The organism is uncultured Meiothermus sp. (genome assembly GCF_937863175.1).
Classification (GTDB): Bacteria; Deinococcota; Deinococci; order Deinococcales; family Thermaceae; genus Meiothermus.
Genome location: NZ_CALMCQ010000277.1, coordinates 1 through 10,568, shown reverse-complemented (window position 1 = coordinate 10,568; position 10,568 = coordinate 1). Strand labels below are relative to the sequence as shown.

Below are 10,568 nucleotides of genomic sequence, written 5' to 3'. Positions count from 1 at the left end.
GGTAGCTTTGTTTGGTATTTCAAACTCTGACAAAATACCTCATTCTCTCGTCTCAATCGCTGGTTCTCTTGCTTCCGTTGTTCAAGGGTTACTGGCTGTTACTTTTCTACCCTTTCTATCTGAAAAAAAGGCTGTCACCCACTTTGTCCAGCGATACACCCAGTCCAATACCGTTTTTCATGGTATCCCTGGTTTCTTGGCCACCCCTGCTACCGTTTTCTCTGTCTGGCGGGTCATCTGCATCGTGTCGTAGTTCCTCTTGTTCCCATTTCGCCTGCATTTTCCAGATTGGAGAAAGTTCAACCTTCTAGCATAGGGCCTGAAGGCTGGATAGAGCACCCGGTTTGATTCCTGCAGCTCAAGTAAAGTGGCGAATTAGCGGCGCTGGCGATCCGGCCAGACCGTTTTCAATCAACGACATCAAGCGGGACTCCTCCGAAGGGATGTTCTCGCGCAGCCGCGCAGCGGCTACGATGGGCATCCAGGCCTGGAGCTGGGCCAGGTCTAAGCCCGAGAAGGTCTGGTAGTGCTCGAGGTAGGTCTGATAAAACTGCTCCCGCTGGTGCATGATTTCTTCGCGCCCTGGCAAATCGGGGGGGAGTTCGCTGTAGAGCACCAGCAGGGTGGTGCGGGCAATGTCGGCCACCGGGTTCCCGCGCATGGCGCCCGGCCAGTCAATCACATATACCCCGTCCTCGGACACCAGCACGTTTTCGGGGTGGAAATCGCCGTGGCAAAGTGCAGTTCCGTCGGGAAGCTGTTCCAAATGGTTGAGCAAGGCCACACGTAGCTCGAGGGGAAGTCGGCAGGCCTGAATCCGGCGGATCAGTTGCAGGCGCTGGGACGGTAGCTGTCCAGCCGCTTTGCTGTGGAGTTGACGGTGCAAGGCCCCCAGCATCTGGGCCGCAAATCGCAGGCGGCTGGGGTCGGTCTGGATGTAGTCGGTCAGGGGAACCCCTTTGATCCACTGCAAAACCATGCCCCAGCGTCCCTCCATCTCGAGCACGTCTTCTACCTTGGCCGAGGGCACCCCCATAAGCCAGACTTGCTGGGTCAGGCGGGCTTCCAACTCGGCGTCGGCATGTGAAAACTCGGGCCAGAACAGCTTTAGCACATAGCCGTCGGCCCAGGCAAATACCTCGGCCTCCCGCCCCTGTCCCAGCCGCGTCAGCAACATCAATCCCAGCATACTGGCTTCCAGAGCCAGGTTGCGGCTAAAACAACCTCCGGCACTTCCACATGGCCCGTTATGCTGTCCTGATAAGCAGTTCAGGCCTTTATCTTGACGTTTGGTATACCAAACTTTATACTTCTGGGAATGCCGGATCGGGTAAAGCAGATCCTGGTAAGCCCTGCTTGAGGGGTCTAAGTTGCGCCAGCCCCTGTGCAGTATCCGAGGGGCTTTTGGCCGGGGCATGTTGCAGACCTATCGTGGAATCACCTGGTCTGCTGCACCTCGGATCCCAGGGCAGTAGCCTCTGAGATCTTTGCTAAAGGTCTACCTACAAGTAGAGGAGGAGCCATCCACATGGGAAAAAGTCTGTACCAAAAAGTCTGGGAAAGCCACGCCGTCAGAACACTTCCCAACGGACAAACCCAGCTATTCATAGATACCCATCTCATCCACGAGGTCACCAGCCCACAGGCCTTCGGCATGCTGCGCGACCTGGGTCTAAAAGTTCGCTTTCCCGAACGTACCTTCGCCACTGTAGACCACATTGTGCCAACCCACTCCCTCCTGGAGCCTTTCGAAGATCCCCAGGCCGACGAGATGATCCGCCAGCTCCGTAAGAACGTCCGGGACTTCGGCATCACCTTCTTCGATGTGACCTCGGGCCTTCAGGGCATCGTCCACATCATCGGCCCCGAGAACGGAATCACCCAGCCCGGTATGACCATTGCCTGCGGTGATAGCCACACCGCCACCCACGGCGCCTTTGGTGCGATTGCCTTTGGTGTCGGCACCACCCAGGTGCGCGATGTGCTGGCTACCCAGACCCTGGCCATGGCCAAGCAAAAGGTACGCCGCATCAATGTAGATGGCAGCCTGCAACCCGGCGTGTATGCCAAGGACGTGATCCTGCACATCATCAAGGTGCTGGGCGTGAACGGTGGCATCGGCTACGCCTACGAGTATGGCGGCAGTGTTTTCGACAACTTCAGCATGGAAGAGCGCATGACCGTATGCAACATGAGCATCGAGGGGGGGGCGCGCTGCGGCTATGTGAACCCCGACCAGACCACCTTCGAGTATCTGCAAGGTCGAGCCTATGCGCCCAAGGGTGCAGCCTGGGAGCAGTCTGTTCAGCGCTGGCAGGCCCTGGCCTCCGACCCCGATGCCCACTACGACGATATGGTCGAGATCCGGGCCGAGGAGATTGCCCCCACCGTAACCTGGGGCATCAACCCCGGCCAGGGTTGCGCCATTACCGATCGGGTGCCCAACCCCGCCGACTATCCCCAGGCCGAGCGGGCTGGGCTGGAAGAAGCCCTCAAGCACATGAACCTCCAGCCCGGCCAGGCTATCAAGGGTGTCAGGGTCAACGTGGCTTTCCTGGGCAGTTGTACCAATGGTCGCCTCTCCGACTTTCGCGAAGCCGCCAAATACCTCAAGGGGCACAGGGTTGCGCCGGGGGTGCGGGCCATTGCGGTGCCCGGTTCGCAGCAGGTGGCCAGAGCCTGTGAGGAGGAGGGCATTGACAAAATCTTCACTGAAGCTGGTTTCGAGTGGCGCAGCGCGGGCTGTTCGATGTGTCTGGCCATGAACCCGGATAAGCTGATCGGGGACGAGCTGTGCGCCTCGAGCTCCAACCGCAACTTCAAAGGGCGGCAGGGCAGCGCCACGGGCCGCACCGTGCTGATGTCGCCGTTGATGGTGGTAGCGGCGGCGGTGACGGGCAGGGTGAGCGACGCAAGAGAAGTTTTCGGGGTGGGGGAGTTGGTGGACGCGTAATCGGATCGTTCGCGCTTTTGCAGGCAGCACGGACACCCGGTTGAGGGGGAGTTTGAACCCATCCGGGCTTAACTGAGTCAGAGGGCATGCTCTTTCTCGTAAACGTCGCTCGACAGTGCTAGGCTGTTAGTCGGAAAGCCCCTGGTCTGATGGGTGTGGGATAACAAGTAGAGGTGGGTGTTTGGCAACAACAGAACTTCTTCGTGGAGTGGCGATGGTGGCGGTCTCGGTACTGCTCGCCCTCGCAACGCTGGGGCTGTGGTACGGCAATATGGACCGCAGTCCCCTGATTAGCTGGGTGGTCTTTGTACTGGGTTTTGCCTTCAGTGCCATCTCGGCGATAGCCGGTATCTGGGGCATCCTGGCAGCGTTCAAGGATAAGGAGGAAGAATAGATGGCTTTAGAACCAGTCAAACAGGTGCGCGGGCGGGCCGTACATGTTCCCGCCAACGACATAGACACCGACCGCATTACGCCCGCACGGTATCTGAAGGTAGTCACCTTCGATGGGCTGGGCGAAGCTCTGTTTTATGACGAACGCTTCAACGCCGACGGCTCAGAAAAACCACACCCCCTCAACGACCCCCGCTTCCAGGGCGCTTCGATCCTGCTGGTGGGTGCAAACTTCGGCTGTGGCTCCTCGCGGGAGCACTCGCCCCAGGCCATCTACCGGGCAGGCTTTCGCGCCATCATCGGCGAGAGCTTTGCGGAGATTTTCTTCGGCAACTCCACCGCCCTCGGGGTACCGTGTGTGGCAGCAGCCAGGGCCGACCTTGAAACCCTGGTCTGGGCTGTTAAGCAAGAACCTGGCCTCGAGGTCACCGTGGACATTGAAAACCTCGAGGTGCGCTACGGCGAGCGGTCTTTCACGATTGGCCTTCCCACCACCGCCCAGAAAGCCCTGACCGAAGGCCGCTGGGATCCGATTGCCGACCTGCTGGAGGCTGGCGATTTGCTGGAACAGGCGTCTGCAAGGCTGCCCAGGGCCACTCGCTAGTTCAGCTCCCTCCCCCGCTGAGGGGGGAGAGGAAGGATGTGTAAATGCCCAAAATTGCTCTACTCCCCGGTGATGGCATCGGCCCCGAGGTAACCAGTGCTGCGGTAGAGGTTCTGAAGGCTGCCGACCGGATCTACGGTCTGCATCTGGAGTTTGAGGCTTTCCCGTTTGGCGGCAACGCCATAGACACCCATGGTGAACCCTTTCCCGAAGTGACCCAGAAGGGCTGTCTGGAATCCGACGCCATCCTGCTGGGGGCCATCGGCGGCCCAAAGTGGGATCACGTGGCGCGGCACCTGCGGGCCGAAACCGGGCTGCTGGCTTTGCGTAAGGCCCACGGCCTCTACGCCAACCTGCGTCCGGCCAGGGTTCTGCCCGGCCTCGAGCACCTCTCCCCCCTCAAACCCGAAATCGCCCGGGGGGTGGACGTGCTGGTGATCCGTGAACTCACGGGTGGAATTTATTTCGGGACTCCGCGCGGCATGAGCGAGGCCGAGGGCTGGAACACCGAGCGCTACAGCAAGCCCGAGGTCGAGCGCATTGCCAGGGTGGCCTTCGAGGCTGCCCGCAAGCGGCGGGGCCAGGTATGCAGCGTGGACAAGGCCAACGTACTCGAGGTGGGCGAGTTCTGGCGTAAGACCGTGGGCGAGGCGCACAAAAGCTATCCCGAGGTGTCCCTGGAACACCAGTATGTAGACGCTATGGCTATGCACCTGGTCACCCGGCCAGGGCGCTTTGATGTGGTGGTGACGGGCAACCTATTTGGCGATATTCTCTCCGATCTGGCCTCGGTTGTGCCCGGCTCGCTGGGCCTGCTGCCCTCGGCCAGTCTGGGTGAAAAAACCCCCCTGTTCGAGCCAGTGCACGGCTCGGCCCCCGATATTGCGGGTAAAGGCATCGCCAACCCCACCGCCGCCATCCTCTCAGCAGCAATGCTGCTAACCCATGCCCTGGGCCATCCCGATGTGGCCCAAAAGCTAGAGGCCGCCGTAACCACAGCCCTCTCGGTCAACCCCACCCCCGACCTGGGGGGCAAGGCCAGCACCCACGCCTTCACCCAGCAAGTGGTCGAGGCTTTCAACAAAGTTTCGGCTTGAACAGCCTGTAGCGCTTATCGCGGTTTTCACAGTGACTCCGCTCTACAACAAGTTCTTAGCTAACAAAGAGCACGTGCTGGCTATAAAAGGGCTCTTCCCATCGCTTGAAGCTAAGAGCCTTCGGCCTTAGGTTTACTTGACCCTAGCAGTTTGAAGCAATCCAGCGTATATACAGGGCATGAAACTTAAGGGTCGAACCCTCATCATCACCGGAGCCAGCCGGGGCATTGGCGAAGCCCTGGCCCTGGAACTGGCCAAGGCTGGGGCCAATTTGGTTATTGGTGCTCGCAACCAGACCGCCCTCGAGTTCGTGCGCGACGAGGTGCGCGACCTGGGCGTGCGCTGCGAAGCGGTGGCCGGGAGTGCGGCCAGCAGCACCGTGGCCGAGGCTTTAGTCAGTGCTGCACTGCAAATCGGAACCTTTGCGGGCTTCATCCACAATGCGGGCATCTTGAATGCAGGGCCGCTGGCCTACGAACTGATCGAGTCACAATACGACGAAATCATGGAATCCAATGTCAAGGGGGGCTATCAGTTGGCACGCTTTGCCTACCCCCATCTGATCCGTCAGTCCGGCGGCATCGCGGTGTTTCTGGGCTCGGGCGTGGCCGAATACAACATCTCGGGGATGGGCATCTATGCCATCGCCAAGGCTGCCGAAGAACATCTGGCCCGGCAACTCGCAGTGGAGGCCCCCGAGGTCACCTGTTTTGTCTACCGCCCCGGCCTGGTCGAAACCGATATGCAAAAACAGCTCCGCGAGGCCCAGGGTGGGGGGAGCGAGACCTTGCGCCCACTGTTCAAAGGGTATAAATCGCAGGGCCGGGTACTCACCCCCGATCAATCGGCCAGAGCGCTGGTGCGTATCCTGGAAGGCAGTCCGCGCAAATTCCACGGTAAAATTGCCACCCAGAACGACCTTTGATGGATCTGAACCAGCAAACCCTCATCCTGACCGGGGCCAGCCGGGGCATCGGCGAAGCTGTGGCGCTCGAGCTGTCCAAAGCGGGGGCCAGTCTGGTGCTGAACGCACGCAACCCAGAAGCCCTGGAACACGTCGTCGAGGATTGCAGGGCACTCGGGGCGCAGGTGCGGGCGGTGGTGGGAGACGCAAGCCAGGATCAGACCGTGCAGTTTATGGTGAAGGCTGCAAAGGTGCTGGGGAATTTCGGCGGCTTCATCCACAATGCCGCGGTTCTGCACTCCGGGCCGTTGGTGACAGAGCTTTCCGAGACCCATTTTGACGAGCTGGTAGCGGTCAACCTGAAGGCCAGTTATCTGCTGGCCCGCTACGCCTACCCCAACCTGTTGCGCAGCGGCGGCGGGTTGGCCGTTTTTCTAGGCTCTGGGGCAACAGAGCTCAACTTCCCTGGTTCTGGCGTGTACGGCGCAACCAAGGCTGCCGAGGAATATCTGGCTAAGCAACTGGCCTTGGAGCATCCCAGCATCACCTGTTTTGTTTATCGGCCTGGGCATGTGGACACCGCGATGCAGGCCCACCACCGCAGTGCGGAAGGAAGCGGTGGCCCTGCCCTGCGCGAGCGCTTTGGGGGATCCCAAAAGCGCGGTGAACTGCACAGCCCCCAGGAAGTGGCCCAGGCCCTGGTCAGGCTGCTAGTGGAGAAGCCGCAACAATATCATGGAACCATCGTTCAGTATAGGGCGTGATACCCGTTCCGCTTCAAAGCAAAACCGGCATCACTTCGGAATGGGTACGTCGGCCTGGAGCTTCATCTTGTCATCAAAGGTCTCTACGTGGATAGAAAGATTGTCCTCATCAGGGAAGTAGCGTTTTAGCACGGCCAGCAGATCCTGTTTGAGCTGCTCGACCATACCGGGAGAAAGATGGGCGCGGTCATAGGCCAGCACCACCTTAAGGCGGTCTTTGAGTTGATCCTTGCTGCTTTTCGCACCAAAAGGCCACCAACCCATCATCTACCTCCAAACAGCCGCCGTAGCGTCCCCAAAAAGCCGGGCGAGTCGCCCATTGGCGTGAACGGCACATCCTCTCCCCTAACCCGCTGAGCAATCTCCAAAAAGGCCTTTCCGGCCACAGAACCGTTCTTAAGCACCAGCGGCTCGCCCTGGTTGGAGGAAATCAGCACTCCCTCGTCCTCGGGCACAATGCCAATAGGCTTGATGCCCAGAATTTCCACCACATCCTCCACCGAGAGCATGTCGCCCCGTTGTACCAGCTTGGGACGCAACCGGTTGATGACCAGAAAGTTTTCGCGGATTTCACGGGCCTCCAGCATCCCGATGATCCGGTCAGCATCGCGCACACTCGAGACCTCAGGGTTGACCACCACCAGCGCGCCCTCGGCAGGAGTGGCTGCGGTTTGGAAGCCCTTCTCGATGCCCGCAGGCGAGTCAATCAGCACCCGGTCAAAGCCCTCTTCTTCCAGCATCGCCCCCACAATATGGCGAAACTTTTCCGGGTCGAGCGATTCCTTGTCTTTGGTCTGCGAGGCTGCCAACAAAGCCAGCCCTTCGATACGTTTGTCGCGGATGAGGGCCTGGCGTAGCTTGCAACGGCCTTCAATTACGTCAATCAGGTCGTAGACCACGCGGCCCTCCAGCCCCATGACCACATCCAGGTTGCGCAGCCCCACATCCACATCCACGACCACCACTTTTTCGCCCAACCTGGCTAATGCTGCTCCTACATTGGCTGTAGTGGTGGTCTTCCCTACGCCACCTTTTCCCGAAGTCACCACAATCGCACGGGCATTCACACTCAATCCTCCAGGTTTCAAGCCAGGCCGGCTTGGGCCTCTAAAAGCTGGGATTAGTATACGGGCAAGGGGGCTGGTGTGTCAGGCTGAGGTCAGACCCTTGGTTAGGGCTAGTGGACTGCCAGATCCGTAATCCAGCCCCGCACAACCATCCCAAAACCTGCCCATCTGCGTCCTTCTACCGTTTATCCACCCTAGCCCGGAGGGCGTCAATCCTAAAACCGCAAAACCACGGCCCGTACAGTAACCATCCCCAGAGGTACAAAACTCTCTACGCATCAGCTGAAACGGATTGAATAGTAGAAGCCAGATGAGGCCAGTCCAGGCGTTACAATCAGTATATGTACAACCCCAGGAACCAAGAACCCGGTCAAGGCGACATCAAACCAGACTGGAAAGACTTTATCGCGCTGGTGATCGCAGCCTACTCGATTCTGCTACCCCCGCTGCTGATGATTATTGGGGCAGCCGTGCTGGTACTGGTGCTGTTGTATGTGGTCTTTTAAACCATCCGTATGGGGGTTCTCCATCCGAGAACGCACCAGCACACCACCAGAACCATGGTTCCTGGCCCTTATGGCCATTCTGCTGCGCCCGGGTCGGTTCGCAGAGGCCCATTCACGATCTGTTTATACTGGGCGCAATTCCTGAGTGATTACCAGCCGCTTCGTCGCCCGAGAGGAATGCGGGAACCACTGAGGTGCACAATTGGAATGAGGAGGGCTTATGCAAGCCACTGTTGAACACCTGTTCGAGTCATTGCCCGAGGGATACCAGGATCGTCTGGGTCGCCCTGGGCAGTATCCCTACACACGCGGGGTCTACCCCAAGATGTACACCGACCGCCCCTGGACGATGCGGCAGTACGCAGGCTTTAGCAGTGCCGAAGAGTCCAACGCCCGCTACCGCTACCTGCTTTCGCAAGGCCAGACCGGGCTTTCGGTGGCCTTCGACCTGCCCACCCAGCTCGGGATGGACCCCGACCACCCTTTGAGCGTGGGCGAAGTGGGCAAAGTAGGGGTCTCGATTGCTTCCATCGAGGATATGCGAACCCTCCTGGGGGGCATTCCACTGGATCAGGTCACCACCAGCATGACCATCAATGCCCCGGCCAACATGCTGCTATCGCTTTATTTGTTGGTAGCCGAAGAACAGGGCGTGTCCTGGGACAAGGTGGGCGGCACTATCCAGAACGACATTCTGAAGGAGTACATTGCCCGAGGCACTTATATTTTCCCTCCCAGCCCTTCCATGCGGCTGATTACCGATGTTTTTGCCTTCTGCGGCGAGAGCGTGCCCCGGTGGAACACCATTAGCATCTCGGGCTATCACATCCGCGAAGCAGGCTCGACCGCCGCGCAGGAAATCGCGTTCACGCTGGCCAACGGCATAGCCTATGTGAGGGCAGCCATCGAAGCCGGGCTGGATGTGGATGCTTTTGCGCCCAGGCTCTCCTTTTTCTTTGCCTCCCACAGCGACATCCTCGAGGAAACCGCCAAGTTCCGTGCGGCCCGGCGGATGTGGGCCCGCATAATGCGCCAGGAGCTTAACGCCCGCGATCCCAAAAGCTGGATGCTGCGCTTCCACACCCAGACCGGTGGCTCCACCCTCACCGCCCAGGAACCCCTCAGCAACGTGGTGCGCACAGCCTACCAGGCCCTGGCAGCGGTTCTGGGAGGAACCCAGAGTCTGCACACCAATGCCTACGACGAGGCGCTGGGCCTGCCCACCCAAAAAAGTGCCTTGCTGGCTTTGCGCACCCAGCAAATTCTGGCCTACGAGGCGGGTGTGACCCACGCTGTAGACCCTCTGGGGGGCAGCTTCTATGTGGAGCACCTGACCGACTTGCTCGAGGCCCAGGCCCAGGATTACCTCGAGCAGATCACCAAACTGGGAGGAGCCGTCGCGGCTGTAGAGGCTGGCTTCTTCCAGCAAGAAATTGAAGAGTCGGCCTGGGCGTTCCAGCGTCAGGTCGAAAGCGGCAAGCGGGTCATCGTGGGTGTCAATCAGTTCAACAACCCCGACTCCCCCCTTAACGAACATACCCCGGTGCAAAAGATTGGCGATGAGCTGGGCCGCCGCCGTAAAGCCCAGATTCAAGCCTTCCGGGCCAACCGTGACGGGCAGGCAACCCGCAATGCACTGGAAGCCCTGCGTCAAGCCTCTAGAGGCCGGGAGAACCTGATGCCCTGCATTCTGGACAGTTTCCGCCGCCACGCCACCCTGGGCGAGATCTGTGGCGTTCTGCGCGAGGAATGGGGTGAGTATCAGCCATCCTAGGGCGGTTTTCAAATGGTTGGGGGTGGCTTTGAAAACCGCCTCCGGGTTCCGTGAAGGGATGCGCTTTCCCGGTGCGACCACAATAGAAATTTCGGTTTGGGATTGCTTCGACGTGGCTCCTTGGCCCGGCCTCTGCGCGTATGGCAAATTCCCATCCAGGAGATACTTACGGCAACCGTCCTGCTGAGCAGAGGTGTACTGGGCTTCACGCTGGGGCATCGGGTTTGTGTACCGGCCCTGCTGGAGTGCACAAGCCCTAATACCGGGTTCAAAAAGATCATCACCAAACCAGGAGACCCCGAGGCTCTCTTTTTGAATCCGAGAGCACACCCCTCCCTGACGGTCGGCGAAAAAGCGTCTCCCGTCAGTCGGGTTCTAACCGAATCTGGGATAACTTGCATTCTGGGGAGCAGGGCGAAACAGCAAAGTCCAAAGAGCCCATGAACGATGGTGCCGGTTTTTTCCCAGCACCCTTCTTCAGTCCCTCAATCCAACACCGTTATCTA

Annotated in this window: 12 protein-coding genes; 9 read left to right on the top strand and 3 right to left on the bottom strand. The window is 59.4% G+C overall.

What is annotated here, in order from left to right; translation table 11 throughout:
• Nucleotides 1–253 (top strand): hypothetical protein (locus Q0288_RS10385; RefSeq protein WP_299430111.1); only part of this gene is annotated, 253 nt, incomplete at its 5' end.
• A 105-nt stretch (nucleotides 254–358) separates the two neighbouring features.
• Here the strand turns inward: Q0288_RS10385 and Q0288_RS10380 are convergent.
• Nucleotides 359–1,189: an aminoglycoside phosphotransferase family protein gene (locus tag Q0288_RS10380; RefSeq protein ID WP_299430109.1), complete on the bottom strand. Its 831-nt coding sequence runs from the start codon at nucleotides 1,187–1,189 to the stop codon at nucleotides 359–361.
• Nucleotides 1,190–1,528: 339 nt separating this feature from the next.
• Here Q0288_RS10380 and leuC point away from each other — a divergent pair, with 339 nt between their 5' ends.
• The 6 genes from leuC to Q0288_RS10350 all read left to right on the top strand — a co-directional run bounded on the left by leuC (nucleotide 1,529) and on the right by Q0288_RS10350 (nucleotide 6,715).
• Nucleotides 1,529–2,953, top strand: coding sequence for a 3-isopropylmalate dehydratase large subunit (gene leuC / locus Q0288_RS10375; protein ID WP_299430107.1), 1,425 nt, complete (start codon nucleotides 1,529–1,531; stop codon nucleotides 2,951–2,953).
• A gap of 181 nt (nucleotides 2,954–3,134) precedes the next feature.
• Complete coding sequence (locus Q0288_RS10370) at nucleotides 3,135–3,347, top strand: hypothetical protein (protein ID WP_299430105.1); 213 nt, start codon at nucleotides 3,135–3,137, stop codon at nucleotides 3,345–3,347.
• Complete coding sequence (gene leuD / locus Q0288_RS10365) at nucleotides 3,348–3,950, top strand: 3-isopropylmalate dehydratase small subunit (protein WP_299430103.1); 603 nt, start codon at nucleotides 3,348–3,350, stop codon at nucleotides 3,948–3,950. It abuts the gene before it with no gap.
• 44 nt (nucleotides 3,951–3,994) lie between these two features.
• Nucleotides 3,995–5,047, top strand: coding sequence for a 3-isopropylmalate dehydrogenase (gene leuB, locus Q0288_RS10360; protein ID WP_299430101.1), 1,053 nt, complete (start codon nucleotides 3,995–3,997; stop codon nucleotides 5,045–5,047).
• 178 nt (nucleotides 5,048–5,225) lie between these two features.
• Nucleotides 5,226–5,972, top strand: coding sequence for an SDR family oxidoreductase (locus tag Q0288_RS10355; protein ID WP_299430099.1), 747 nt, complete (start codon nucleotides 5,226–5,228; stop codon nucleotides 5,970–5,972).
• Entirely contained in the window at nucleotides 5,972–6,715 is a 744-nt protein-coding gene (locus tag Q0288_RS10350; RefSeq protein ID WP_299430097.1) for an SDR family oxidoreductase, read from the top strand. The genes Q0288_RS10355 and Q0288_RS10350 overlap by 1 nt, the downstream gene beginning before the upstream one ends.
• A 30-nt stretch (nucleotides 6,716–6,745) precedes the next feature.
• Here the strand turns inward: Q0288_RS10350 and minE are convergent, their stop codons facing one another.
• The gene (gene minE, locus Q0288_RS10345; protein ID WP_299430095.1) at nucleotides 6,746–6,982 is read right to left on the bottom strand and encodes a cell division topological specificity factor MinE; all 237 of its coding nucleotides are present in this window, start codon (nucleotides 6,980–6,982) and stop codon (nucleotides 6,746–6,748) included.
• The gene (gene minD, locus Q0288_RS10340; RefSeq protein WP_299430093.1) at nucleotides 6,979–7,782 is read right to left on the bottom strand and encodes a septum site-determining protein MinD; all 804 of its coding nucleotides are present in this window, start codon (nucleotides 7,780–7,782) and stop codon (nucleotides 6,979–6,981) included. The genes minE and minD overlap by 4 nt, the downstream gene beginning before the upstream one ends.
• Before the next feature lie 341 nt (nucleotides 7,783–8,123).
• Between minD and Q0288_RS10335 the strand changes: the two genes are divergently transcribed.
• Both Q0288_RS10335 and Q0288_RS10330 read left to right on the top strand, forming a co-directional pair.
• A complete protein-coding gene (locus Q0288_RS10335; RefSeq protein WP_299430091.1) occupies nucleotides 8,124–8,288 on the top strand; it encodes a hypothetical protein in 165 nt (54 codons plus the stop codon).
• 220 nt (nucleotides 8,289–8,508) lie between these two features.
• Nucleotides 8,509–10,062, top strand: coding sequence for a methylmalonyl-CoA mutase family protein (locus tag Q0288_RS10330; RefSeq protein ID WP_299430089.1), 1,554 nt, complete (start codon nucleotides 8,509–8,511; stop codon nucleotides 10,060–10,062).
• Nucleotides 10,063–10,568 lie beyond the last annotated feature (506 nt).

Coding starts and splice junctions, on each gene's coding strand:
- Q0288_RS10380 (WP_299430109.1), bottom strand. CDS start 1,189: ATGCTGGGATTGATGTTGCTGACGCGGCTGGGACAGGGGCGGGAGGCC.
- leuC (WP_299430107.1), top strand. CDS start 1,529: ATGGGAAAAAGTCTGTACCAAAAAGTCTGGGAAAGCCACGCCGTCAGA.
- leuD (WP_299430103.1), top strand. CDS start 3,348: ATGGCTTTAGAACCAGTCAAACAGGTGCGCGGGCGGGCCGTACATGTT.
- leuB (WP_299430101.1), top strand. CDS start 3,995: ATGCCCAAAATTGCTCTACTCCCCGGTGATGGCATCGGCCCCGAGGTA.
- Q0288_RS10355 (WP_299430099.1), top strand. CDS start 5,226: ATGAAACTTAAGGGTCGAACCCTCATCATCACCGGAGCCAGCCGGGGC.
- Q0288_RS10350 (WP_299430097.1), top strand. CDS start 5,972: ATGGATCTGAACCAGCAAACCCTCATCCTGACCGGGGCCAGCCGGGGC.
- minE (WP_299430095.1), bottom strand. CDS start 6,982: ATGATGGGTTGGTGGCCTTTTGGTGCGAAAAGCAGCAAGGATCAACTC.
- Q0288_RS10335 (WP_299430091.1), top strand. CDS start 8,124: ATGTACAACCCCAGGAACCAAGAACCCGGTCAAGGCGACATCAAACCA.
- Q0288_RS10330 (WP_299430089.1), top strand. CDS start 8,509: ATGCAAGCCACTGTTGAACACCTGTTCGAGTCATTGCCCGAGGGATAC.